We start from the raw sequence: 25218 nt of genomic DNA, 5'->3' as shown, positions 1-25218 counted from the left end.
ACAACTTATTCATTAGTTTGAGAAAAAACGTATTTCGCTAGGTTTGCTACAGAAGCAAAGTGTTCGCGCGTGTTTGAGTCGTCGGCATCAATAACGATGTTGTATTGTTTTTTAATTGCGAGTCCAAGCTCAAGTGCATCGATAGAATCTAAGCCAAGTCCATCACCAAAAAGTGGTGCATCCGTTTCAATATCATCTACGGTTAAATCTTCAAGGTTTAAAGCATCAATAATAAGTTGCTTAATGTCGTTGTGTAACTGTTCCACTGGGACCTGCTTATTAATAAAAGTTTTCTGGAAAAATGTTTTCAGCTAGGTGCTGTTGTAAGCGTCGCGCCGCTATTGTCGGCGACGTAGTTTGCTTTATAAAAGGGTCAATCTCAACTTTATCCTTAACTTCAACCCTGAAAAAAGGCTTTGTTGCCGGTACTTGATACCATTTTTTCTCTTTTGTGAGGAAACTTGGCGTTACCGTAATATGGACAACCCTTAAATCTCGCTCTGTTCTTACCGCAATTTGTGCTGCGCCGCGTTGTAATTTTGGTTCTACACCAGGTGTTGTTCTTGTCCCTTCAGGAAATATAAGCAACACGTTGCCTTTGTTAAATCGTTCATCACAAAGTGCTAATAAATCATCCGGCGCTTCATTGGGAATATATCCGGCTGCTTTTACGATGTGCTTCATAAAAGGATTCGACCATATTGCCGATTTTACTAAACAGTCGCAGCGATTTAATTGTGAAGCAATGAGAACGTAATCGATTAAACTAGGATGGTTGGCAACAATTAAACAATTACGATCTTGTTGAAGAATATCGGCACCAATAATTTCGTAATCGATTGCTCCACTTAACTTCATCAATTTACAAAAGGTGTTGAATGAATATCGAATCGCACCTTGAACTTTATATTCACGTTCGGTTTGATCCGAAACGAAAATACGAATAGTCGGAATAACAATGAAGCTCAGTGCTAAACCACCTAACCCAAATACTGAAAAACAAAAGCCGGTTGCTAGCACACGCCAATACTGATTTAAGCGACTCATTGCTTGTGCCATTCCCAAATTTGTTGCGGAGCGTGAATAGTCCACTGATTTTCACCTGACAAGTAGTGTTGCAAAAACGCTAAGCCTTGTGGCAACGGGTGGTTTGAGCATTTTGCACTGATGCCGCTTTGCACCGTGAAGCCATCTCCATGAGAAAGTATCAAGCCGAGTCCAAACCCTTGGTATTGTTGGTTTTCATATTCTAAATAAGAGTCAGGCATAGGCTCATCAAAATCAACAAGCAGGACTTTTTTGTCAGGATTGTCGGACAAAAACAGCCATGCTTCTAATATTGCACTTTGGAATGTGTTTTCTGCCGCAGCGATCGAAGTTAGGGGGATGGGCTGTTTGGTTGCAATAGTGGCAAGCCCTGCGGCGGTATTATGCACTGACTGAGAAAAAGCCATCGGAGACGCTTCTTCACCGTTAATAATATCTTTAACTAACGCAACACTGCGATGCAATTCGCCATGACGACTCGAAAATACGAGGTAATCAACCTGATGTTGATTAAGCAATTCGATTGCCGTTTGCACTGCCAGTTTGCTAAGTGGACTCATTCTTCTGCGCATCATCGCAGGAATATCTGCAACATTGATTTTGCCATTTTCTGGCCATTTTATCTCTGTTGCCCATTGTTTCCATTCATTGGATTCGGATAAACCGAATGAATTCGCTGTCCACGCATCAATATTGAACGAAATGTTGATCTTCGAGTTTGGCATATTGGGTTAAATTGTTTATTTTACAGCTCGATACAAATTGGGTTTTATCCAAAGTCATAATAAAAAAGGAAATTATCATGTCGCGTTTTAAGCTGTATGTCTCGTTATTATTAACTTTGCTTCTTGTCGGTTGTGGACGAGTACAACCTGTAATGAATGTGGAGGATACTCCAGTTGCTTATGATCTTCAAAATAAACAAGTAAAAATGGCCATTGTGCAATCGGCAACCAACCGAGGTTGGACGATTGAAGAAGTAAGCCCAGGCGTTCTTATTGCAAAAATTCACGTTCGTAAACACTTTGCAGAAGTAAAAATTCCATATAACAACAAATATTACTCAATTATTTATCTCAACTCAGTAAATCTAAAAGCCAGTGATGGCAAAATCCATCGCAATTACAATCGTTGGATAAACAACTTGAATGTTGATATTCAACGAGCTATTGCATTGTTAGGCTCTCAGTCTAAACAATAAAAATATTAATTGCAGTTAGGTTTTTCCGTGTTAAATCAAAATAATGACCCTTTTAATGCTTTTGAAGCAAAAACAGAAGCTCAGAAGTTATCTTTTGCACCAATCGTGTTCCAGACCGCCAGAACGCTCCGAGATTTAGGTATTTTAGCCGCGCTAGACAGCGCCGGTTCACAAGGCATGAGTGCCACGGACATTGCCGAGAAAACGGGCGTGTCAGAATATGGTGTCAAAGTATTGTTGGATATGGCGATTAGCGCACATATTGTTTTATGGGAAAGACCTAACTATTCGCTTGCGAACCTTGGTTTTTACCTTCTTCACGATGGTATGACGAACGCAAACATGGATTTTACGGCTGATGTCTGTTACGCCGCGATGATGCATCTGACGGAAGCGATTAAAGAAGGTAAGCCTTCAGGTTTGAAAGAGTTGGGCAATTGGGAGACGATTTATCAAGGTCTGTCGACGCTGCCAGACCAAGCCAAACAGAGTTGGTTTAAGTTCGATCACTTCTATTCGGATCGCTCGTTTCCATTACTGCTTAAAGAAGTGTTTGCAAGCAAGCCAAAGCACCTAGTGGATATTGGTGGAAATACCGGGAAATGGGCTACTCAGTGTTGTAAGCATGATCCTGATGTTGAAGTTACTATTGTCGATTTGCCGCAGCAATTAGAAGTGGCGATGTCAAATGTCTCAGAAAACCAGTTCGCCGAGCGTGTACGTCCATACCCTGCTAACATGCTTGATAAAGCACAAACATTGCCTGAGCATGCTGACGTATGGTGGATGAGCCAGTTCTTGGATTGCTTTTCACCAATTGAGATCCTAAATATCCTTAAAAAAGTCAAAGCCCAGTTAACGAAGGGAGATACTATTTACGTATTGGAGCTATTTTGGGATGCCCAAAAATACGCGGGTGCTTCTTATAGCCTTAATGCAACCTCTCTCTACTTTACCTGTTTAGCCAACGGCAATAGTCGTTTTTATCGCAGTGATGATTTCTTAGAAATTGTCGAAGCGGCAGGTTTATCTGTCGTCGAAAGAACCGACAACATTGGCCTTGGTCACACCTTATTAAAACTACAAGCAAACTAAATTCAGAATGAAAACAGAGCTCAAGCAAGTTGTCGTCGTAGGAGCGGGCCCATCTGGCTCCACCGTTTCTGCGTTATTAAAATCGCGTGGCATAGATGTCGTTGTCATAGAAAAAACTACCTTTCCACGTTTCTCTATCGGAGAAAGCCTGCTTCCTGCATGTATGGAAGTTGTCGAGCAAGCCGGAATGACCAATGCGGTAAAGCGGTTTGGCTTCCAATATAAAGATGGCGCTTCATTTCGTCGCAATGGTGTTTACACCCAGTTCGATTTTACGGACAAATATACCCCAGGGCCGGGTACGACGTTTCAGGTGCAACGTGCCAGTTTTGATAAAGTGCTCGCCGACAGTGCCGCAGAGCAGGGCGTCGATATTCGTTATCAACATGAGCTAGTTAGCTTGGCGTTTGAAGGCAAAAAATCGCGCTTAGAAGTTGTTGGGCCGGATAAACAGACCTATCAAATCGAAGCTGATTTTGTTTTGGATGCGAGTGGTTTTGGCCGTGTTTTGCCACGCTTGTTGGATCTTGAAGAGCCTTCTTGTCTTCCTCCAAGAAAAGCGATATTTACTCATATTGAAGATCGTATCTCTCCACAAGAGCTAGAGTACGATCGCAATAAAATTCTGATTTCCGTGCATCCTGAAAATCACGATGTATGGTACTGGCTAATTCCATTCTCGAATGGTACATGTTCGTTTGGTGTGGTGGGTGAGCCTGAGTTTTTTGAGCGATACCCAGAGGATAAGCTTGCAGCTTTGCAGCAGTTGGCGAATGAAGAGCCGGGGTTGGCTTCTTTGTTGCGAAACGCGAAGTACCCAAATCCAACAGGAGAGTTGGGTGGCTATTCAGCGAACGTCAAACGCTTAGCGACAGAAAACTACGCACTGCTTGGCAATGCCGGCGAGTTTCTTGATCCTGTGTTTTCATCTGGCGTTACTATTGCCATGAAGTCAGCGGAATTTGCGGCCGATTGCGTAGCTCGTCAATTAAATGGTGAAGTGGTTGACTGGCAAGAAGAGTATTCGGAACGCTTGATGGTGGGGGTGAACACATTCCGTACTTATGTAGAGGGGTGGTACAGCGGAACATTGCAAGATGTGATCTTCTATCAAAACCCGAATCCACGTATTAAGCAGATGATTAGCGCGATTTTGGCTGGATACGCTTGGGATACAAACAACCCTTACGTAAAACAAAGCGAACAACGTTTGTCGACGCTCGCTGAGCTGGTTCGAGAAGCGGAACTGTAAGAGTATAAATTCTCTTAGCTCAGGATGCGTAAACCTAGGTCTTACCGAGAAATTGGTAAGACCTTTTTTATTCTCGACAATATCTTTTTATTTGTACTTCGAGCTTACTGGAGACATCTTGACCACTTGTTTCGAGGTGTATCGAATTTGAGAAAATTTATAGTGATTATGATCACATACATACTCATTGTTGCTGATATTTATATTAAACGTGTAGGAAATGGATTACATTTTGGGAGTGTTCCCTAAATCCGGATTCGTTGTGAAAACGGTTTATAAGCAACTGTATAAATTAGTAAAGTTCCAAAAACTGCACCAAAAAAAAGATAAGTTTCTTGCCAAATCAATTCGCTTGGTGAGTTCGAACCATCGACTTCGCCAAACACTTCCTTTACTTTCTCGAATTGTCAAAGAACACGACGCGCCAACTGTCTCTTCGGTTGTTGATCCCGAGAACGCGGTGGCGTGGGGAGGCAAAGTTTCTCCAGAGTTCAAATGCAAAGTCATTCGTATTAGTGAAGAGCTGGAGATCAACCCTAATCATCTGATGGCCTGCATGGCATTTGAAACCGCTGAAACCTTCAGTCCAAGCATCAAAAATGGTTCAGGAAGTGGGGCGACAGGGTTAATTCAATTTATGCCCTCTACCGCTGAGTCATTAGGAGTGAGTACGAAAACTCTTGCGAGGATGAGCGCGGTCGAGCAACTTGACTATGTAAAAGCCTATTACTGGCCATATCGCCATAAAATCAATAGTCTGGAAGATGCGTATATGGCAATTCTCTATCCTGCTGCGATTGGCAAACCGTCTTCTTTCGTTTTGTTCAAGCAAGGCTCGATTGCATACCGACAAAATGCGGGTATCGATCGTCACAATACAGGAAAAATCACGCTTAATGATGTTTCCTATAAAGTGAGGAAAAAACTAGAAAAAGGTTTACAGCCCAATTTGATGGGATAGGGCCGTGTTTTATTCAACTTCGCTATTGTTGGTTGGTGTATCGGTGTCTTTGGTGACTCTGACTTGCATAATGCGATGTTTTTTAACGAGGAGTATGTCAAATCGCCAACCTTGGTAGTGAATGTGCTCCCCAACATTTGGGACTCGACCATAAAGCCATGTCAAAAGCCCATTTAATGTTTGAAAGCCTTCTCGCTCTTCGCCTTCTATGCTGCTCAGTTCGAGTTTATTCTTGAGCTCATTGAGCGGGATCAACGCGTCCATCAACCAGCTGCCATCTTTTTGTTGCTTGGCCCACACTTGCTGTGGCGCCATGCCCAGTTCTCCAGCAATTGACTTTAACAAGTCGTAAAGGGTTACTAGGTCTTGTACATCACCATACTCATCGACAATAAAGACCATTTCCGCACTGGTTTGTTGCATGTAGTTAAGGAGAGGTAACCCTTTCATGGACTCGGGTACAAAACGCGGACGCTTGAGCTGTTTAGCCAGTTTACTGATAGATAATTCGTCATATTCATCGAGCAGGACTTTGGATGAAATGGTGCCAATAATATTGTCCAAGCTACCTTTACAGACTGGCCATACGGAGTGTTGGGTTTGGCGAAGGTCAGTAAGGATGACATCAATAGGTTGGTTGGCATCCAGGTAATGGATATCGCACCGTGGTGTCATTAACGATAATGCTAAACGATCGTTAAGGTGGAGTAAGTTGCGAATCATCAATTGCTCTTGTGGCTCAATCGCACCGGACTCAGAGCCTTCGCTAACAATAGCAAAAATATCCTCCTCGGTAACAATCTCACCGTTGCTGTCGTTTTGGCGCAATAATCGGAGAAAAGTATCGGTTGAAAACGTCAATAAGAAGACAAAAGGAGTGGTGAGCTTGGCGAGCCAGTGGATCGGATAAGCTACGATAATAGCGATGGTTTCTGCGTTGTTTTGTGCAAAGCGCTTGGGAACGAGTTCTCCCACCACAATCGCGAAGTAGGTGATCATGAGCACGACGCTCATCGTTGAAAGTACCGTGGCTATTTCTCTTTCTAGCCCTTGGGTTACTAACCAATTTTCGAATGGTACTGAAAGCGTTGCTTCACCAAAAATACCACTTAATAGCCCGATGACGGTAATGCCTATTTGGATCGTGGAAAGAAACTGAGTCGGATTGTTTTTAAGTTCGAGCGCTAAAGCGGCAGAGGCGTTGTGTTCTGCAATTAATTTTAGCCTTCCGCTTTTGGCTGCGACTAGAGCGATCTCTGACATAGCAAACGCGCCATTGAGTGCGATTAATCCAACCAGCAGTAATACGTCCATAACGTTTCCCAGTAATGTACACGTTAGCAGCATAACTAGATTCACGCGCAAGAAATGTGATGTTGCGAGTAAATCATGCAGCGCTCTATTATCGGGCTCTACGCGCATGAATCCTTCTGTTACTTCACTGGGATTCTGATACACTACTCGCCCATTTCCTCTGTTGAGACGTTTCTATGCCATTTTCTAAGCTTGGTTTAAGCGCATCGATTACTGATGCAGTAAAAGCGCTAGGTTATGAAAAACCGACCTCTATCCAACAAAAAGCCATTCCAATCGTACTGCGTGGTAGCAACTTAATTGCTGCAGCACAAACGGGGACAGGTAAAACGGCCAGTTTTGTTCTACCAATCTTAGAAAAGCTTAGTCAAGGCGAAACGCAACGTAAAAAACGCGCTCGCGCTATTATTCTTACGCCCACACGCGAACTTGCGCTTCAGGTTCATCAAAGCATTGAAGCTTATGGTAAAAACTTACCGCTGCGCTCAATGGCGATGTTTGGTGGTGTGGATTATGCGCCACAAAAACAAGCCTTGATCGAGGGTGTCGATATTGTGGTAAGTACGCCGGGACGTTTGATTGACCTGTACGGTCAACGCGCCATTCACTTTGATGAAGTGGAAATGCTAGTGCTTGATGAAGCGGACAAAATGTTGGACATGGGATTCATCGATGCGATCGATAAGATCGTTGATTGCATGCCAGAACATGTTCAAAGTCTACTGTTCTCGGCAACGCTATCTAATCCTGTTCGTGATTTGGCGAAAAACGCGATTATTGATCCTGAAGAGATCACGATTACAAAACACAGTGCATCTAAGTCGAACATCAAGCAGTGGATCACCACCGTCGATAAGGACATGAAGTCGTCGCTGTTAAGTCACATGCTCAAAGAAAACGACTGGTCACAAGTACTGGTATTTATTGAAACCAAACACGGTGCTGCCAAGCTTGTTAGCCAACTTCAAAAGCGCGGCATTGTGGCTGAAGCGTTTCACAGCGGCCGTAATCAGCGTGTTCGCCAAGAATTAATAGAAAAGTTCAAAGCCGGTGAAATCCAGTACCTAGTCGCAACTGGTGTTGCAGCGCGCGGTATTGATATCGATAACTTGCCCGTTGTTATTAACTACGACTTACCGTATCCAGCAGATGAATATGTACACCGTATTGGTCGTACTGGTCGTGCTGGCGCACAAGGTGAAGCGATCTCATTAGTCTCAAAAGATGATTTTAAAAACCTTTGTATGATCGAGAGCCGTTTAGGGCACTTGCTAGAGCGAGTGGAAATTGACGGCTTTGCACCAAGAAAGCCAGTGCCGATTTCTATTTTAAATTACGTACCTAAGAACAAGCGTAAACCGCACGATAAGCGCGAATCAAAATAGCTGTTTTATCTCTACGATCCAAAAGCCGCATTGTTGCGGCTTTTTGCGTTTTAGGGAGTTTCACTCATGGGTTGACAGTGTTGGCTTTTATGCCGTAATGAGGAAAAAAGTTAATTTATGTCATACGCTTAACACTCAAAGTGAGTCGGCTTTCGTAAAGCTTTTGTCAATTCTCTGTCCTCAGGTTTGCACAAGGTTAGGAATGGGCGCAGACTTTTTTGCTTGCTAGTGAATGCATAAGATGAGGCATAAATGAAAACAGGTGATAAGCAATTCGCCGTTATTGGTCTTGGCCGATTTGGTTTGGCAGTGTGTAAAGAGCTACAAGATTCAGGAGCTCAAGTTTTAGCGGTTGATATCAACGAAGACAGAGTCAAAGAAGCTGCCAGTTTTGTTAGTCAGGCAATTGTGGCTAATTGTACTCACGAAGAGACGGTTGCTGAGCTTAAGCTTGATGATTACGACATGGTGATGATTGCTATCGGAGCGGACGTTAACGCCAGTATTCTCGCCACATTGATCGCCAAAGAAGCGGGAGTGAAGTCAGTATGGGTTAAAGCCAACGATCGATTTCAAGCGCGTGTCCTGCAAAAGATTGGTGCGGACCACATTATCATGCCTGAACGTGACATGGGGATACGTGTCGCGCGTAAAATGCTCGATAAACGGGTTCTTGAGTTCCACCCTTTAGGTAGTGGTTTAGCCATGACGGAGTTTGTGATTGGATCTCGTTGGATGGGTAAGACATTAAGTGACCTCGCACTGTGCAAAGTCGACGGTGTGCAAGTACTCGGGTTTAAACGGGGCCCAGAAATTACCAAGGCGCCAGACCTTAATACCAAGCTAGAAATTGGCGATCTCATTATTGTGGTTGGCCCGCAAGATGCGCTGGCAAATAAATTAAAATCACTATGACGCAGTTTCATCAAAAAGGCGTTTTTTACGCGCCAGATGGTAAACGAGAAAAAGCCAAGGGTAACGAGCCGCGGATTATATTGCTGAGTTTTCTCGGTGTGTTGCTGCCTTCTGCCGTGCTGTTAACCTTGCCAGTTTTTTCTGTTACAGGCCTTTCGATAACGGACGCTTTGTTTACCGCAACATCCGCCATCAGTGTGACAGGGCTTGGTGTTGTCGATACCGGGCAGCACTTTACGTTAGCCGGGAAGATCTTGCTGATGTTTTTAATGCAAATCGGTGGATTGGGGCAGATGACGTTGTCGGCGGTTTTACTCTATATGTTTGGTGTGCGTTTAAGCTTACGCCAGCAAGCGTTAGCGAAAGAAGCGCTAGGGCAAGCTCGACAGGTCAACTTAAACCGACTGGTGAAGCGGATTGTGATTTTTGCGCTTGTCGCAGAATCTATTGGGTTTATTTTCCTTTCCGTTCGTTGGGTTCCTGAAATAGGCTGGCAAACTGGCATGTTTTACGCGTTATTTCATGCGATTTCTGCGTTTAACAACGCAGGGTTTGCTCTGTTTTCAGACAGTATGATGAGCTTTGTGAATGACCCGCTGGTCATCTTTACCCTGGCCGGGTTATTCATTTTTGGTGGGCTTGGTTTTACTGTTGTCGGAGACATCTGGCTGAACTGGCGTAAAGGTTTCCACTTTTTGCATCTTCATACCAAAATCATGCTTATCGCGACACCGATATTGCTCCTCGTTGGAACGGTGATGTTTTGGTTACTCGAGCGGAGTAATCCAAATACAATGGAATCGTTACCTGTGGCGGGTCAATGGTTGGCGGCATTCTTCCAATCCGCTAGTGCTCGGACGGCCGGATTCAACAGTGTCGACTTGGCGCAGTTTACCCAGCCAGCGTTATTGATCATGATTGTTCTGATGTTGATTGGTGCTGGGTCCACCTCAACGGGGGGCGGTATTAAGGTTTCCACATTTGCCGTTGCGTTCATGGCTACGTGGACCTTTTTGCGTCAAAAGAAACATGTGGTTATGTTTAAACGAACCGTAAACTGGCAAACCGTGACTAAGTCACTCGCCATTATCGTTGTGAGCGGCGCCATTCTGACAAGCGCGATGTTTTTATTGATGCTCACAGAGAAGGCAAGCTTTGATCAGGTCATGTTTGAAACCATTTCCGCATTTTCGACGGTAGGACTTACCGCTGGTTTGACGGCAGAGCTTTCTGAACCTGGCAAGTACATTATGATCGTGGTAATGATCATTGGTCGTATCGGGCCTCTCACGCTTGCCTACATGTTAGCCCGCCCTGAACCTACCTTAATCAAATACCCAGAAGACGCCGTTCTTACAGGTTAAAGTAGCGTTTATTAGCACCCCACCGACCATAACGAGCACTGATTAATAGCAGTGCTCGTACATTTATAAAATATGTGGGACGTTGCCCAATTTTATCTACAAAGTCGCAGAAGTTTATTTCTTCTTCCTTTTGTTTCGATACTATTCATTCACTCAATTTATACCCTCGGAAGCCACACTTACAAAAGTATTTGGGCATCCGACGCTTTTGTAACGTGATGCTAAATAATATTGTGTTATCTGAGCGAATTGATACCAGCCTTAGTCGTTAGCCACTCAACCTCATTCTATGTTTATGGGTTACTGTGTACTGGCTGTGCTTGGTATTAAACGAATCGAAAAGATGGAGCCGTACTTTGAAATTCAACACACTCGCCTTGACTATGCTAACTGCGCTTCTTGCAGGTAAGAGCATGGCAACTACTCCGCCATCACCAGTTTGGCATACTATTGCGCTGAGCGATGGTACCTCTAGTGAGGCAATTTTACGCGGCACTGCCGATTTCCACTGGTTTGAAGATAAACAAGGTAATGCCTTGGTTCATGAAGATGGCATTTGGTTTTTTGCACAGATTCAGCGCGAGTCAGACATCCCAACGTTACGCTCGACGGGTGTTGCTAAAACGCAATTGAGTGATGCGCCTGAATCGGCGAAGTTTCGCCCGGATCTACAAGTTAAGCCGCAGTTATCTTCTCTAAAAACCATTGAACCGATGGCGCGCCAAAATCTGTTGCGTTCGGCGCAAGGTTATCAGGCGATGAGTAGCTCATCGGTGAAGCAACAACCACTGTTGGTTGTGCAAGTCTCCTTTGATGACCAAGCAATGGTGCATGACTTCGAACAACGTGTGTTTAATACCGATGGCCAAAGCGTTGTCGATTATTTTGATAAAAACTCTCAAGGGAAATTCAAAGTTGTCCCTGCGATTGAGAGTTATGGTGCCGCGAATGATGGTGTGATCAATGTGACCGTGGCGCAAAGCCACCCAAATTGCCACTCTAGCTCAACTGACAAGACTTGCACTGCCAAGTTGAATGCGGTCTTCACCGAAGCGTATCAAAAACTGGATCCGTACTTTAATCTTTCGGCTTACGACAGCAATCAAAATGGTACCGTAGAACCGTCAGAGTTGTCAGTGATGTTTATTTTTGCTGGTGGCGACCGTTCAACCGGATTCCTTGATCGTCCTTCTATTTGGCCGCATAAATTCTCTCACGATGATGTGGCCCTAGATGGCAAAAAAATTGCCGATTATTGTGTGTTTGCTGACTACCAAGTTGATCATCAAGCGACGTTAGGCGTGATCGTACATGAGCTTGGCCACTTAATGCTTGGCTTGCCGGATTTGTACGCAAGGAACAGTGATGCTTCGATCGGTTCTTGGGGCGTGATGGGCGGTGGTTCATGGGCACAGAAACCGGGAGACTCATACGCAGGAGACACGCCAGTGAACATGAGCGCGTGGAGTAAACACGCCGCTGGTTTCGTTGTACCAACGATCACTCATGAAAGCCCGATGCCTATTTCCGTGAATAACGACGATGTCAAACTGGTGTATCTCGACCCATACTTGAAAGAGTTTGGCCCACGCGTTTATTTGGAAAACCGTACCTTTAGCGGTTACGACCGAGCATTGGCGGCAGAAGGCATACTAGCGACGTCGGTTAATGTCCAAAATCGCTTTAACGATGTTGGCGCGATGCAGGTTCAAATCATGCAGGCCGATGGTCTGAATGAGTTAGAACATGATGGAAGCAGTGATGCCGGCGATTTGTATCCTAATGGTGGCAATGTCATTTCAGATACATCGACCCCGGGTCTGAGAGCGATCGCCGGGTTTGATACTGGGGTTCGTATTTCCAACATTGCCAGCAATACCAACGGCGGCAGTTTTTCTCTTGAGCATATAAACGAGCCAAATAAATCGGCATGGTTGAACTCTCTTCACCAAGGTTATGTGTACGCAAGTGGCAGTAACACCCTGGCGGTATCATTGGATTTGAATGCTGAGACAAAGCTTGATGGTCTTCAACTTTACGCGCAAAGCAATAGCGCTCAAAGTGACATGACTTATCGAGTATGGCGATTCCCATTCTCAGGTAACGTGGGCTACCGATTAATATTGGATCAGAACAATGCTGAACTTTTACAGCAAGGTAGCTTCCAAAAGCCATCCCGAATTTTATTCCCTCAACCGAGCCAATTAAGTGCGGGTCAGCACCTGTTAGTAGTGGAATTAGAAGGCGGTGAATTTGAATCGAACTTTGACTTTGGCCGCTTACTAAAAACTGAAAAATCATCCCTGCCTGTAATGTGGACTGGTAATTACAATGAGATAGGTACGTTTGGTTTAGAGCAAGCCGGGTTCTCTTATGTTCCGTTTGCAGCACTCTTGAATGTGGAGGCGAACAACATTGTTGAAGCGAAAGCTGACTCACTGCAAACCGATAAGAATACGCCAATCGATCTGAACTTGATGGACAATGATTTCATGGCCATAGGATATCAGTTCAATGTGGACATTGTGCAGAAGCCTGAGCACGGCACCATTTCTGGCAACCAATACCAACCTGAAGCTAACTTCGTTGGTTTGGACAGCTTCCAATATCGTTTGCTGTCTACGGACGGCGTGTATTCGTCTTCGGTTGTGAGCGTGCAGGTCGAAGTACTTGGTAGTAATGAAGCACCAAAAGCGCTCATCGATGTGGATAGCCAAAAGATTACTGCTGGACAGAAAGTAACATTGTCGGCGGCAAACAGCACAGATGCGGATGGCGATGTGTTGAACTACCGATGGGAGCAATTGGCTGGTACTTCAGTTTCTATCGGAAATTCGACCAGTGCTACGGCAAGCTTTACAGTGCCTCAAGGTATAAAAGCGGGTGAGGTTCTGACATTCCGTCTAACCGTTACTGATCCAAGTAATGAAACCTCCAGTGCTACCGTCAATTTAACCATGCAAAACGCAGCGCCAGTCACGCTAGCAGATACGGCGACCGTTGCCGTTGGTGAAAGCATTGTGATTGATGCTGCTGGCAATGATTCGGATGTGAATGGCGATAAACTGGTTGTAGAAAGCGTACAGAACCTAACGGGCGTGGGAAGTGCGAGTGTAGAAAATGGCAAAATTCGTTTTCAAGCTCCGGATAGTGCGGTTGATAACATCAAGCTGCAATACACGGTTTCAGATGGCAACGGTGCTACCGCAATGGGAGAAGTGACTGTGACGGTTGTCGCTTCCTTGAAAACAACGACATTCAAGAACTCTGAAGGTAGCGGCAGTGTTTCTTATTGGGCTCTGATGTTACTCGTTGCATTGGGCTGGCGACGCCGCGTCTAAAACGATATCGAATTACGGTATAAGCCACTCACATTGAGTGGCTTATTTTTTGTGCCTGTTTTACTTCCTAGTATCTCTCATTATCTTATGAGATGTGTTTCTCATTATTTTTAAAGCGATTTTTCTATTCAGCGGTTACCCTATGGGCAGATTTTTATAAATTAAGGATGTTGTATGTCAACCGAGGACTTTTCTGTTTCGGCAATATGCCGAGAAGCAGCAGTGATGGTTAGAAGGAACCTACTCGCAATTGTCATTGCTTGTATTCCATTGATCATCGTGCACTCAATTTTTGTGTTTATGTATCCTGAAATGACGGGGCAAGATCAAGCGAACGCTCAAGAAGGAAACATCTCGGGATTTTATTTCGTCACAATCATTTTATACCCACTTGTTGCCGCGATGGCGGCTGTGCGTGTACACCGAATTTATTTGGTTGGCGATTACATGCACTCAGCGTTGGATGTATTTCGCTTGTCAGCCAGAGAATTCCGTTTCATTGGCTGGTGGATATTATTTGGGTTGATGATGATGCTCGTCATTGGTATCCCAATCTTTGTGTTGTCGTTTCTCTATATTGCAGAAAGTGGTGAACCTGATTTTGTCGCCATGGCGTTTATCACAACGGTTGCAAGCATTCCGGGCTATTGGGTGATGGCGCGCTGGTCGTTCGTGTTGCCAGCGACCGCAATGGATCATCAGCCGCGCAGCTTGCGTCGTTCGTGGAACCAAAGCAGACCATACAACAAACAAGTATTCATTTTGATGGGCTTAATTCCATTGGGCGCGGGATTGCTCAGTCAGCTTATCTTTAGTCACTTTACTAACCTCTTCATGCTGAGTCTTGTGGGTGTTGCCTATGGTATTTTCGGTGCGTACCAGTTGGCTTTGTTATCGTTGAGCTATAAAACAGTCGTGGATATTGAACGTGCTCGTTTTGATACACCATCAGAGCCACCAAAAACGGGTGAAGAGTTTTCCGCTTAATCATTTGATCGCTTTTACATACCACTTCCGTTTGTGAGGTGATATGCAGCGGGTTAATACCTTCCTACCGCCTTCGCGTTATTCACGCAAAATACCCATGACCATTTCATGGCTGAATGACAGTGACGTTCACACGTATACTGACAGCAGTACTTCTTTTTATTAAGGAACCCCACATGTCCATTTGGCAACGGGTCAGTTTCACCCATCGCTTTAGTCAATTACCGTCAGCTTTCTATACTTTGGTCGAGCCGCAACCCTTGGATAATACTCGTTGGGTCGCTTGGAATAGTGAGTTTGCGCAGCAGTTTGGTTTACCAGCAGAGCAAAGCGATGAGCTATTGGCGGTTTTTTCTGGGCAAAGCGAATTCGAACCGTTTCGTCCTTTGGCGATGAAATACGCAGGACATCAGTTTGGCGTTTACAACCCAGACTTGGGCGATGGACGTGGATTGCTGTTGGCGGAAATTGAGCATCAAGATGGCACTTGGTTTGATATTCACCTTAAAGGCGCGGGGCTAACCCCCTACTCGCGAATGGGGGACGGCAGGGCGGTGTTGCGCTCAACCATTCGTGAGTATCTATGTAGTGAAGCCATGGCAGGGCTTGGGATCCCGACGACTCGTGCTCTTGGCATGATGGTCAGTGACACGCCGGTTTATCGCGAGAAAACAGAATTCGGCGCAATGTTGATTCGTATGGCGGAGACCCACGTGCGTTTTGGCCATTTCGAGCATTTTTTCTATACCAATCAATTGGCAGAGCAGAAGTTGCTGGCGGACAAAGTGATCGAGTGGCACTTTGCTGATTGTGCATCGGCAGAGAAGCCATACGCTGCAATGTTTGGTGAAATTGTTCAGAAAACAGCGGACATGATTGCTTATTGGCAAGCGTATGGGTTTGCTCATGGGGTAATGAACACCGACAATATGTCGATCCTTGGTCAAACGTTTGATTACGGCCCGTTTGGTTTTCTTGATGATTATGAGCCGGGATATATTTGTAATCATTCCGACTACCAAGGCCGTTATGCATTTGACCAACAGCCAAGAATTGCGCTTTGGAACCTCTCAGCACTCGCGCATGCGCTATCGCCACTCGTTGAGCGAGAAGATTTAGAAGCGTCGTTGAGCCAATTTGAAGTCCGGTTGAGTCAGCAGTTCAGCCGCCTAATGCGTGAGAAGTTGGGTTTAAAAACCAAGATCGCGGAAGATGGACGTTTATTTGAAGCAATGTTTGAGCTCCTTCACCAAAATAACACGGATTACACTCGCTTCTTTAGAACGCTTTCAAATCTTGATACTGATTCTTCTCAAGCCGTAATCGACTTATTTCTCGACCGAGAAGCTGCGCGAGCTTGGCTTGATCTGTACTTAGCTCGATGTGAGCTAGAGGTTGATGAACTAGGGGGCCTGATTTCAGCCGAACAGCGTTGCGAACAGATGCGTCAAGCCAATCCTAAATACATCTTGCGTAACTACTTGGCTCAGTTGGCCATTGATAAAGCGGAAGAAGGGGACTTTAGTGAATTACACCGATTGGCCGAACTGTTAAAGCGCCCATTTGATGAGCAACCCGAGTTTGATGATTACGCGAAATTGCCACCGGAATGGGGGAAGAAAATGGAGATAAGCTGTTCTTCATAAATGGGTCATTTCCCACCCATTTGAATCTTTTTCTTGGGTGGAATTCACTCGTTATACTCTGTGTTCATGTTAATGGGCTTTGTTAATTTATTGAAATGCATATGAATTTTAACATGGTCCATTAATTGCTCTTTGTTGAACATCCGTACCCATCGCCTAATACCTAGTTATTCATGGACGGGATGGGATGTGATTCAACAAGGAGAATAATAATGTTTAAGCCTCTAACTCTACTATCTGTCTCTGCGCTTGCTGTAACGAGCTTTAACGCTGCCGCGAATTGTGACCCAGGTGAAACGGTCATCAAGTTCAGCCATGTAACGAACGCGGACAAACACCCAAAAGGTATTGCGGCTTCGTTACTTGAAAAACGCGTTAACGAAGAGATGAACGGTAAAGTCTGTATGCAGGTGTTTCCGAACTCAACGCTTTACGATGATGATAAGGTGTTGGAAGCACTACTAAATGGTGATGTTCAACTCGCTGCACCTTCTCTTTCTAAGTTTGAGAAATTCACCAAAAAGTACCGCCTTTTCGATCTGCCTTTCTTATTCGACGATGTCGACGCTGTTGACCGCTTCCAAAACTCTGAAGCCGGTGAAAAGCTGAAAAACTCAATGAAACGACGTGGCCTACAAGGTATTGCGTTTTGGCATAATGGCATGAAGCAAATGTCAGCCAACAAGCCGCTCATTTCTCCAGCCGATGCTGAAGGGCTTAAGTTCCGTGTTCAAGCTTCTGACGTTCTCGTTGCTCAGTTTGAACAGCTAGGCGCAAACCCGCAAAAAATGTCATTCAAAGAAGTGTACGGTGGCCTGCAAACTAAGGTTATTGATGGTCAAGAAAATACTTGGTCAAACATCTACGGTAAAAAGTTCTTCGAAGTTCAAGATGGCATTACGGAAACTAACCACGGGATTCTGGATTACCTAGTAGTGACGTCAAACGACTTCTGGAAAAACTTACCAGACGATCAGCGCGAGCAGCTAAACACAATCATCCAAGAGGTGACAGCGCAGCGTAATGCTGAGTCGACCAAAGTGAACCTTGCGAACAAAAACAACATCATCGAAGCTGGTGGTGTGGTTCGCACGTTAACGCCAGAACAGCGCCAAGAATGGGTCACTGCACTTCAGCCAGTATGGAAGAAGTTTGAAAAAGACATTGGTTCTGACCTAATCGAAGCCGCTTTGGCTTCTAACCAAAAATAATAACGCCTAGCACGCTTAGCCCTCTCGATTAGAGGGGGCTCTTTTCCCCTACAGACGACGTGATGTAATTATGGAACAGACTTTTTTTGCCAAGGCTGGACGAATCACCGATGCCATTGAAGAGACTTTGATTGCTTTCTTCTTAGGTGCCATGACCTTGTTAACCTTTGCCAATGTCATCTTTCGTTATGTCTTTAACGACAATATTCTTTGGGCGCTTGAGCTCACCGTCTTTATGTTCGCATGGATGGTGTTGGTCGGCGCTTCTTACGGTGTGAAAAAACACTTTCATATTGGTGTTGATGTGATCATCAACATAGTGCCAGAGGGCAAACGAAAAGCCTTGGCGTTATTTGCTGCAATATGCTGTTTAGCCTTTTCTATTTTGCTTTTAATTGGCTCTTGGAACTACTGGTATCCGTTCGCCACAGACCGAGCGTGGTATGAAACGGATGATATTCCAATGCCGGAAATGCTTCAGTTTATGGCGGATTGGTTAAACGAGGGAGAGCGTTACGAAAAGCTGCCACGTTTTATTCCTTATTTCGCTTTACCGCTTGGTATGGCGTTGCTAACGCTGAGATTTGCTCAGGCAACATGGCAAATTGCTACCGGAAAGCTCGACCGACTGATTGCAGGGCATGAAGCGGAAGAAGAGCTAGAGGCGCTTCAAGAAGAGATGAGTGATGCCGGTGATCTTATGGCTCCAAAGGCCTCAGACAATTCTAAGAGCAAGGAGCAATAAACCATGGATATCTTATTTCTATTTTTGATGGTGATTGGCTTCATGCTCGTCGGCGTGCCAATCGCAGTTTCTCTGGGTCTTTCCAGTATTCTTTTCCTTTTGATTCATTCGGATGCGTCTTTGGCGTCTGTTGCTCAAACGTTGTTTAATGCATTTGCTGGACACTACACTCTATTAGCAATTCCATTCTTCATTTTAGCTTCAAGCTTTATGTCGACAGGTGGTGTAGCAAAACGGATCATTCGTTTCGCGATTGCGATTGTAGGCTGGTTCCGTGGTGGTTTAGCGATGGCTTCGGTTGTCGCGTGTATGATGTTTGCCGCGCTATCAGGTTCATCTCCAGCAACGGTTGTTGCCATAGGTAGCATCGTTATCGCAGGTATGATCAAAAACGGTTACTCAAAAGAGTTTGCGGCCGGCGTAATTTGTAACGCAGGTACGCTAGGGATTTTGATTCCGCCGTCTATCGTTATGGTAGTTTACGCTGCCGCGACCGATGTGTCAGTTGGACGCATGTTTCTCGGTGGTGTGATTCCCGGTTTGCTAGCGGGTGTCATGTTGATGATAGCGATCTATATTGCTGCCCGTATTAAGAACCTGCCAAAACAACCATTTGTCGGTTGGAAAGAGACGTTTGATGCAGCTAAGGATGCAAGCTGGGGCTTGTTGCTGGTGGTGATCATTCTCGGTGGTATTTATGGCGGTATTTTCACCCCAACAGAAGCCGCTGCAGTTGCTGCTGTGTACTCGTTCTTTATTGCCAACTTTGTATACAAAGACATGGGGCCATTTGCAGACAAGAAAAACATTAAACCTGCGCTCGTTAAAATCTTCCAAACCTTCGTTCATAAAGACACCAAACACACGCTGTATGAAGCGGGTAAACTCACCATCATGCTGCTTTTCATTATTGCCAATGCGTTAATTTTGAAGCACGTTCTAACGGAAGAACGCATCCCGCAAATGATCACAGAGTCGATGATGTCAGCTGGTCTAGGACCAATCACCTTCTTGATTGTGGTGAACGTATTGCTGTTGATTGGTGGTCAGTTTATGGAACCATCAGGCTTATTGATCATTGTTGCACCACTGGTGTTCCCAATTGCGATAGCACTGGGGATCGATCCAATTCACTTAGGTATTATGATGGTGGTGAATATGGAGATAGGTATGATAACACCACCTGTTGGGCTTAACTTGTTTGTTACTGCAGGTGTCGCCAAAATGTCGATGATGAATGTAGTAAAAGCCGCACTGCCATGGGTGGCGGTGATGTTCCTATTCCTCATTATTGTAACGTACGTGCCATGGGTGTCGACTTGGTTACCAACCACCTTGATGGGGCCAGAAATCATTACTAAGTAATGGCACCAGATATTTGAAGAAAAACAAAAGAGGTGTGATGATTCACACCTCTTCGTCTATGGGTTTGTAGCTAGGCCTACGAGGGTCTGGGTGGACTCGCCGCTCGTAGCTTCGCCACTTCTTTTTATTCTTGCGCCGCTCCTCGCCTGAACGTCTCTCTTCTTGATATTGCCCGTCTACCATCACGGTATCTGTAATGATCGGTATTCTAACTTTCTCGTTCATATCCGTAACAACCATGATGAATCAATTATTAAAAATTATGATTCAAGTTGGATATAATACCAATCCTTGAGAATCGTTTTATTTATAGAGCTCTTTATCTATTTGATAGCGTTGCATTTTGTCATACAGAGTTTTTCGAGGCACATTCAATTGTGCCATTGTCTGTTTAATGCTGCCGTTATTTTCCAGTAATGCGCCTTCAATGGCTGCTCTCTCGAACTCTGCTACTTGTTCTGCAAGACTTGAAGAAGGCTTGGCAACCGGAGTCGATTCTCCTAACTGAATTAATTTACCCAATAGCACGAAACGCTCTGCTGCATTTCTTAGCTCGCGAACATTGCCTGGCCAGTCATGGTTCATCAGTTGGGCGAGGTCGTGGGATGACAAGCTAGGAGAGCTTTTACCGTAACGTGAAGCCGCTACCAATAGGAAATGATGGAAGAGGGCAGGGATGTCTTCTTTCCGTTCACGCAGTGGCGGGAGGTCTAAGGTAACCACATTCAGTCGATAGTAAAGATCTTGGCGAAAGGTTCCCTCTTCAGCAGCGCGTTTCAAATCGACTTTGGTTGCGGCAATTACTCGAATATCTAAGGGCAAGAGTTCATTCGAGCCGACACGCTCAATCACACGCTCTTGCAGTACTCTCAGTAAGCGGATTTGGGCTTGGATTGGCATTGACTCGATTTCATCCAAGAAAAGTGTACCGCCTTGAGCAAATTCAAACTTACCGATACGGCGGCTTTCTGCGCCAGTAAATGCGCCTTTTTCATGCCCGTAGAGTTCGCTCTCAATCAAATTCTCTGGTACTGCACCACAATTTACTGCGACAAAGTTTTGGTTCCGTCGAGAGCTTTGTTCATGCAAAGAACGGGCGATTAACTCTTTACCTGTACCAGTTTCGCCAAACAATAAGATATCTGCATCAGTATCGGCGATGTGAGCAATGGTTTCGCGTAACATTTGAATGCTAGACGTTTCTCCGATAACACGAGGTCCGAGCGTTTTACTTGCCTTGAGAGACAGGCGTAACTTCTCGTTTTCAACCGTTAATTGGCGCTTCTCAATGGCGCGCTTGACGGTTTCAACTAGGTGCTCAGGTGGGAATGGCTTTTCGATAAAATCATACGCTCCTTGGTGTAACGCATTAACCGCCATTGAGATATCGCCATGACCAGTAATCATAATCACGGGAAGATGGGTGTCTTTTCGCACAAGGGTATTCAGTAAATCCATCCCTGAAATACCGGGTAAGCAAATATCGGTAATCACCACACCTGGCTCGGCTCCCTGCTTAATGGCGAGTAAGGCAGATTCAGCGTCTGGAAAGAATGTGGCATCGATATCTGCCAATTCAAACGTTTGTTCTATTGCCAGTCTAAGATCGGCTTCATCATCAATAAAAAACACCTGACACATGATCTCATCCTTTTGATTGTTCTGTGTTGTTAGGAGCGATAGGTAAACACAATGAAAATCGAGCTCCGCCTTGTTCTCGATTTTGGGCACATAATCTTCCGTTCATACTGGCTAAGATTTGTTGCGAGATAGAGAGTCCTAAACCTAACCCATTTTGTTTGGTAGTTAGGAAAGGCTCACATAAGTCCGAAAGTGAGAAATCTCCAAGCCCTGGACCATTGTCATCTACATGAATCCAAACCAAACCGGCATGTTCGTCTTGCTCTATGGATAACTGTACTTGTTTGTCTTGTTGCTCTTTGAGAGCCTCTATCGCATTGGTCAGTAAATTAACCAACACTTGTTCAAGTTGAATGATATTGATCTGAACTTCAACATCGTGCTCTGGTACCTGCGTTTCTAGCGTGACACGTGCAGATTTAAGTGCGGGTTTCATCAGCTCTTTGACTGAGGCAATTACTGGAAACAAACGAGATTGAGCCAGCTCGTTTCCACTGGTTTTTTTAGCGAAAGAACGAAGCTGCTGACTGATGTTTGCCATACGATCAGTGAGGGCTGAGATGCGAGTTAGATTATCTTCCACTCGCTCATATTTTTCTTTTTGGAGGAACAGCTTGCCGTTTTCAGCAAAGCTGCGAATGGCCGCAAGTGGATTATTCAGTTCATGACTGATACTGGCTGACATTTGCCCTAATACTGCTAGTTTCGCAGCTTGAACGAGCTCGTCTTGCGTTAGGCGAAGTGTTTGTTCGGTTTCAATTCTCTGGGCGATTTCTGCTTGCAATTCTGCGGTGCGAGCCATGACTTGATATTCAAGTTTTTGATTGGCCTCTTGCTGAATTCTCTCAAGTTGTAAGTGGCGTTGTTGACGGTGATAGATGAGCTGGCCAATTAAAAACAACACGGTGAATGCAAGAGTAAGTACAAAAATGTAACCCATCGTAAGCCAGACGATAGACTGCTTGGGAGATAGTACACGGATGGTCAGCTTGAGCTCTGGTAGGAGCAACGAAGAGACCACCAAGGTCCCTTTGTTATATGGGTAACCTTGTTTTAGCTCAGAATGCGTTTCCTCCACATTGCCCACCAATCCTAGAGTTTCAATTGGCTCATCAAGATATTGTCGGCTTGCCCAAACTTGTTTTCTTTCATTCTCAGTCAGTGGTTGTAAGCTTTTGAGTAGCCAATCGCTTCGGCTGCTCATGAAAACAATCCCGTGCGGATCGCTCGCGACGAACACACTATTTGGCTGCTGCCAGTTGTCTTCTATCTTACTCAAGTCCATCTTAACCACGACCACACCAAGTACGCCGCCCGCGTATATGATCGGATAAGAATAGTAGTAGCCACGCTTACCCGAAGTCGAACCCAGCGCGTAGTATTGGCTTCGTTCCCCAACGATTGCTTGTTTGAAATAAGGGCGGAACGCAAAATTTCGTCCAATAAAAGATCGCTCTTTACGCCAGTTGCTGGCCGCGATTGTTGTACCCCATTGATCGATTAAATAGGTATCTGCCGCTTCAATCACGTCATTAACGGATTCTAAATACCGATTGGTGAGTTCCAGTTGGGCACTGTTATTTGGATGCAGTAACGCTTGATGGAGAGGGTCATCTTTAGCCAGAAGGTTAGGGATATGGGCGTATTTATCGAGTTTGTTTTTAATATGACTAGAAAATTGCTCAAGTTGGGACTGGTGTTTATCAAGCAATGATTGATAACTAGTCTGCCAAACCCAATGACCACCTATGATTGCGCAAAGGAAATAGAAGGCAAAAAAAGTCAGCAGAATCCGGTTTTTTTGCGACATCCTTACACTCCTTAAACCTTTCCTTTGGTCACGTAAGAAAATGTTAATAGTTTGTAGGGAGGATTAGGGATTTAGTTTTCAACTCTGTGGAGTAAAACAAGAGCAAGATCTCTTTTTAGGCTTTTCGATAAAAAAACCGGTCGATTCTCTTGAAAAAGTCGCTATTGTCCCCATTCTAGATATGCTGACGATACTTAGACGGTGTTTGAATCGCATTTTTGAAGAAAAAATGGGTCAGCATTCGAGAATTTAGCGCAGACAATGTCCACATAGTGGCTATTGGCTCGACAGGGTTGCGACAGATCGCTAGAATGTCGCGTCTAAAAATTCTGTCCTGAGGCTAATAGGAGATACCTTTGGTAATTTTATCGAAGATATCACTGATTAGTCCGGTACTGACAAACAGTATCGATACTCGATTTAAATTAGGTGTTCGGACAGAACACTACACAAGGATGAAGCGTAAGCTCCGCTGAGTTTCGCTCATACGCTCGGAAAACCGAGCCACTTTAGAGGTTTATATATAATGCAAGTTACTGTTGAAACGCTAGAGGGCCTAGAGCGCCGTCTAAACATTACTGTTCCAGCTGCAAACATCGAAGACGCTGTAACAGCTGAACTACGCAACATCGCTAAAAACCGTCGTTTCGATGGTTTCCGTAAGGGTAAAGTGCCTCTAAAAATGGTTGCTAAGATGTACGGCAAAGCAGTACGTCAAGACGTTCTTGGTGAAGTTATGCAACGCCACTTCATCGAAGCTATCGTTAAAGAGAAAATCAACCCAGCTGGCGCTCCAACTTTCGCTCCTGTAGAAAACAAAGAAGGTTCAGACCTAGTTTTCACTGCAACTTTTGAAGTTTACCCAGAAGTTGAGCTTAAAGGCCTAGAAAACATCACTGTTGAAAAACCGCTAACTGAAGTTAAAGACGCAGACGTAGAAGAGATGATCGATACTCTACGTAAGCAACAAGCTACTTGGGTTGAAGTTGAAGAAGCAGCAGAAGATGGCAAACGCGTAAGCATTGACTTCGTTGGTTCTATCGACGGTGAAGAATTCGAAGGCGGTAAAGCTGAGAACTTCCCACTAGAAATGGGCGCTGGTCGCATGATTCCTGGTTTCGAAGACGGTATCGCAGGTAAAACTGCAGGTATGGAATTCGACATCGACGTGACTTTCCCAGAAGATTACCACGCTGAAAACCTAAAAGGTAAAGCAGCTAAGTTCGCAATCAAAGTGAACAAAGTTGAAGCTCGTGAACTACCAGAACTAAACGACGAGTTCGTTGCTAAGTTCGGTGTTGTTGAAGGCGGTGTTGAAGCACTTAAAGCTGAAGTTCGTAAAAACATGGAACGCGAGCTTAAGCAAGCTGTTAAGAACCGCATCAAAGAGCAAGCGATTGACGGTCTAGTTGAGCAAAACGACATCAACGTACCATCAGCGCTTATCGAGCAAGAAATCCAAGTTCTACGTCAACAAGCTGCACAACGCTTCGGTGGTAACCCAGAAGCTGCTGCTCAGCTTCCACGTGAACTGTTCGAAGAGCAAGCTAAACGTCGCGTAGTAGTTGGTCTTCTACTAGGTGAAGTAATCAAGTCTGAAGAGCTAAAAGCGGACGACGAGAAAGTTAAAGCTCTGATTGAAGAAATGGCTACTGCATACGAAGATCCATCAGAAGTTATTGCTTACTACGAGCAAAACGAAGAAATGATGAACAACATGCGCAACGTAGCTCTAGAAGAGCAAGCAATCGACGCGATCATCGCTAAAGCACAGGTTTCTGAGAAAGAAGTAGGCTTCAACGAGCTACTTAACCAACAACAACCTGCTGCTTAATAAGCAATATCTTGCGTAGAAGGTTGACTTAACGTTAACTATTCTGCTAACAATGGTCCGTATGATAGTCATCATCCGGGCCATTTATTTTAGGGACATAAGAA

The 25218-nt window shown here is 44.8% G+C and carries 21 protein-coding genes and 1 pseudogene; 15 read left to right on the top strand and 7 right to left on the bottom strand.

Annotated features, from left to right (window positions below):
• Positions 1-5 precede the first annotated feature (5 nt).
• From OO778_RS12070 to OO778_RS12060, 3 genes are read right to left on the bottom strand one after another with little or no spacing between them, the layout of a single operon-like run.
• A complete protein-coding gene (locus OO778_RS12070; RefSeq protein WP_264909922.1) occupies positions 6-266 on the bottom strand; it encodes a phosphopantetheine-binding protein in 261 nt (86 codons plus the stop codon).
• Positions 267-279: 13 nt separating this feature from the next.
• Positions 280-1047 carry a lysophospholipid acyltransferase family protein gene (locus OO778_RS12065; RefSeq protein WP_006742871.1) on the bottom strand — a complete coding sequence of 256 codons (768 nt, stop codon included), beginning with the start codon at positions 1045-1047 and terminating at the stop codon, positions 280-282.
• Positions 1044-1772 (bottom strand): beta-ketoacyl synthase chain length factor, encoded by a 729-nt coding sequence (locus OO778_RS12060; RefSeq protein ID WP_257889144.1) that lies wholly within the window; start codon positions 1770-1772, stop codon positions 1044-1046. Before OO778_RS12060 ends, OO778_RS12065 begins: the two co-directional genes overlap by 4 nt.
• Positions 1773-1849: 77 nt before the next feature.
• On the opposite strand from OO778_RS12060, the gene OO778_RS12055 reads away from it, so the two are divergent.
• The 4 genes from OO778_RS12055 (at position 1850) to OO778_RS12040 (ending at position 5556) form a co-directional block, all read left to right on the top strand.
• The gene (locus tag OO778_RS12055) at positions 1850-2248 is read left to right on the top strand and encodes a hypothetical protein (RefSeq protein WP_005390458.1); all 399 of its coding nucleotides are present in this window, start codon (positions 1850-1852) and stop codon (positions 2246-2248) included.
• Between the two features lie 27 nt (positions 2249-2275).
• Complete coding sequence (locus tag OO778_RS12050) at positions 2276-3343, top strand: methyltransferase (protein WP_264909921.1); 1068 nt, start codon at positions 2276-2278, stop codon at positions 3341-3343.
• 7 nt (positions 3344-3350) lie between these two features.
• Positions 3351-4595, top strand: a complete 1245-nt coding sequence (locus OO778_RS12045; protein ID WP_074191032.1) for an NAD(P)/FAD-dependent oxidoreductase — start codon at positions 3351-3353, stop codon at positions 4593-4595.
• 220 nt (positions 4596-4815) lie between these two features.
• Complete coding sequence (locus tag OO778_RS12040; RefSeq protein ID WP_006742867.1) at positions 4816-5556, top strand: transglycosylase SLT domain-containing protein; 741 nt, start codon at positions 4816-4818, stop codon at positions 5554-5556.
• Between the two features lie 9 nt (positions 5557-5565).
• On the opposite strand, the gene OO778_RS12035 is transcribed toward OO778_RS12040, so the two are convergent.
• Positions 5566-6870 (bottom strand): hemolysin family protein, encoded by a 1305-nt coding sequence (locus OO778_RS12035; protein WP_264909920.1) that lies wholly within the window; start codon positions 6868-6870, stop codon positions 5566-5568.
• Positions 6871-7046: 176 nt separating this feature from the next.
• On the opposite strand from OO778_RS12035, the gene OO778_RS12030 reads away from it, so the two are divergent.
• From OO778_RS12030 to OO778_RS11990, 9 genes are all read left to right on the top strand, one after another.
• A complete protein-coding gene (locus tag OO778_RS12030) occupies positions 7047-8255 on the top strand; it encodes a DEAD/DEAH box helicase (protein WP_145532327.1) in 1209 nt (402 codons plus the stop codon).
• Positions 8256-8507: 252 nt separating this feature from the next.
• Entirely contained in the window at positions 8508-9170 is a 663-nt protein-coding gene (locus OO778_RS12025; RefSeq protein ID WP_006742864.1) for a TrkA family potassium uptake protein, read from the top strand.
• Entirely contained in the window at positions 9167-10534 is a 1368-nt protein-coding gene (locus OO778_RS12020; protein ID WP_257887611.1) for a TrkH family potassium uptake protein, read from the top strand. Before OO778_RS12025 ends, OO778_RS12020 begins: the two co-directional genes overlap by 4 nt.
• 356 nt (positions 10535-10890) lie before the next feature.
• On the top strand, positions 10891-13875 hold the full coding sequence (locus OO778_RS12015) for a M6 family metalloprotease domain-containing protein (protein WP_257887612.1): 2985 nt from the start codon (positions 10891-10893) through the stop codon (positions 13873-13875).
• A 174-nt stretch (positions 13876-14049) separates the two neighbouring features.
• Entirely contained in the window at positions 14050-14862 is an 813-nt protein-coding gene (locus OO778_RS12010; protein WP_074191037.1) for a sugar transporter, read from the top strand.
• A gap of 176 nt (positions 14863-15038) precedes the next feature.
• Complete coding sequence (locus tag OO778_RS12005) at positions 15039-16508, top strand: protein adenylyltransferase SelO (RefSeq protein ID WP_257887613.1); 1470 nt, start codon at positions 15039-15041, stop codon at positions 16506-16508.
• A 212-nt stretch (positions 16509-16720) separates the two neighbouring features.
• Positions 16721-17719: a TRAP transporter substrate-binding protein gene (locus tag OO778_RS12000; protein ID WP_005390503.1), complete on the top strand. Its 999-nt coding sequence runs from the start codon at positions 16721-16723 to the stop codon at positions 17717-17719.
• Positions 17720-17789: 70 nt separating this feature from the next.
• On the top strand, positions 17790-18464 hold the full coding sequence (locus OO778_RS11995) for a TRAP transporter small permease (protein ID WP_005390505.1): 675 nt from the start codon (positions 17790-17792) through the stop codon (positions 18462-18464).
• A gap of 3 nt (positions 18465-18467) precedes the next feature.
• On the top strand, positions 18468-19829 hold the full coding sequence (locus OO778_RS11990) for a TRAP transporter large permease (protein WP_164666892.1): 1362 nt from the start codon (positions 18468-18470) through the stop codon (positions 19827-19829).
• A gap of 42 nt (positions 19830-19871) precedes the next feature.
• Here the strand turns inward: OO778_RS11990 and OO778_RS11985 are convergent, their stop codons facing one another.
• The 3 genes from OO778_RS11985 to OO778_RS11975 form a co-directional block, all read right to left on the bottom strand.
• Positions 19872-20054, bottom strand: coding sequence for a hypothetical protein (locus OO778_RS11985; RefSeq protein ID WP_041853050.1), 183 nt, complete (start codon positions 20052-20054; stop codon positions 19872-19874).
• Positions 20055-20132: 78 nt separating this feature from the next.
• Positions 20133-21470 (bottom strand): sigma-54 dependent transcriptional regulator, encoded by a 1338-nt coding sequence (locus OO778_RS11980; protein WP_005390512.1) that lies wholly within the window; start codon positions 21468-21470, stop codon positions 20133-20135.
• Positions 21471-21474: 4 nt separating this feature from the next.
• Positions 21475-23280, bottom strand: a complete 1806-nt coding sequence (locus tag OO778_RS11975) for an ATP-binding protein (RefSeq protein ID WP_257887614.1) — start codon at positions 23278-23280, stop codon at positions 21475-21477.
• Positions 23281-23320: 40 nt separating this feature from the next.
• On the opposite strand from OO778_RS11975, the pseudogene OO778_RS11970 reads away from it, so the two are divergent.
• Positions 23321-23533: pseudogene (locus tag OO778_RS11970) on the top strand (hypothetical protein).
• A gap of 273 nt (positions 23534-23806) precedes the next feature.
• Positions 23807-25114 (top strand): trigger factor, encoded by a 1308-nt coding sequence (gene tig, locus OO778_RS11965; protein WP_005390526.1) that lies wholly within the window; start codon positions 23807-23809, stop codon positions 25112-25114.
• The last annotated feature ends 104 nt before the right edge of the window (positions 25115-25218 follow it).

Origin of the sequence: Vibrio sp. STUT-A16, from assembly GCF_026000495.1 — a bacterium.
In the GTDB taxonomy this organism is placed as follows: domain Bacteria; phylum Pseudomonadota; class Gammaproteobacteria; order Enterobacterales; family Vibrionaceae; genus Vibrio; species Vibrio diabolicus.
This window is presented reverse-complemented; position numbering and strand designations above follow the sequence as displayed.

Excerpts from the sequence above, each read along its gene's own strand:
- OO778_RS12060 (WP_257889144.1), bottom strand. The coding sequence starts at position 1,772 with ATGCCAAACTCGAAGATCAACATTTCGTTCAATATTGATGCGTGGACA.
- OO778_RS12025 (WP_006742864.1), top strand. The coding sequence starts at position 8,508 with ATGAAAACAGGTGATAAGCAATTCGCCGTTATTGGTCTTGGCCGATTT.
- OO778_RS11980 (WP_005390512.1), bottom strand. The coding sequence starts at position 21,470 with ATGTGTCAGGTGTTTTTTATTGATGATGAAGCCGATCTTAGACTGGCA.
- OO778_RS12055 (WP_005390458.1), top strand. The coding sequence starts at position 1,850 with ATGTCGCGTTTTAAGCTGTATGTCTCGTTATTATTAACTTTGCTTCTT.
- OO778_RS11975 (WP_257887614.1), bottom strand. The coding sequence starts at position 23,280 with ATGTCGCAAAAAAACCGGATTCTGCTGACTTTTTTTGCCTTCTATTTC.
- OO778_RS11995 (WP_005390505.1), top strand. The coding sequence starts at position 17,790 with ATGGAACAGACTTTTTTTGCCAAGGCTGGACGAATCACCGATGCCATT.
- OO778_RS12045 (WP_074191032.1), top strand. The coding sequence starts at position 3,351 with ATGAAAACAGAGCTCAAGCAAGTTGTCGTCGTAGGAGCGGGCCCATCT.
- OO778_RS12020 (WP_257887611.1), top strand. The coding sequence starts at position 9,167 with ATGACGCAGTTTCATCAAAAAGGCGTTTTTTACGCGCCAGATGGTAAA.
- OO778_RS12010 (WP_074191037.1), top strand. The coding sequence starts at position 14,050 with ATGTCAACCGAGGACTTTTCTGTTTCGGCAATATGCCGAGAAGCAGCA.
- OO778_RS12065 (WP_006742871.1), bottom strand. The coding sequence starts at position 1,047 with ATGAGTCGCTTAAATCAGTATTGGCGTGTGCTAGCAACCGGCTTTTGT.
- OO778_RS12035 (WP_264909920.1), bottom strand. The coding sequence starts at position 6,870 with ATGGACGTATTACTGCTGGTTGGATTAATCGCACTCAATGGCGCGTTT.
- OO778_RS12005 (WP_257887613.1), top strand. The coding sequence starts at position 15,039 with ATGTCCATTTGGCAACGGGTCAGTTTCACCCATCGCTTTAGTCAATTA.
- OO778_RS11985 (WP_041853050.1), bottom strand. The coding sequence starts at position 20,054 with ATGAACGAGAAAGTTAGAATACCGATCATTACAGATACCGTGATGGTA.
- OO778_RS12000 (WP_005390503.1), top strand. The coding sequence starts at position 16,721 with ATGTTTAAGCCTCTAACTCTACTATCTGTCTCTGCGCTTGCTGTAACG.
- OO778_RS11990 (WP_164666892.1), top strand. The coding sequence starts at position 18,468 with ATGGATATCTTATTTCTATTTTTGATGGTGATTGGCTTCATGCTCGTC.
- tig (WP_005390526.1), top strand. The coding sequence starts at position 23,807 with ATGCAAGTTACTGTTGAAACGCTAGAGGGCCTAGAGCGCCGTCTAAAC.
- OO778_RS12040 (WP_006742867.1), top strand. The coding sequence starts at position 4,816 with ATGGATTACATTTTGGGAGTGTTCCCTAAATCCGGATTCGTTGTGAAA.
- OO778_RS12030 (WP_145532327.1), top strand. The coding sequence starts at position 7,047 with ATGCCATTTTCTAAGCTTGGTTTAAGCGCATCGATTACTGATGCAGTA.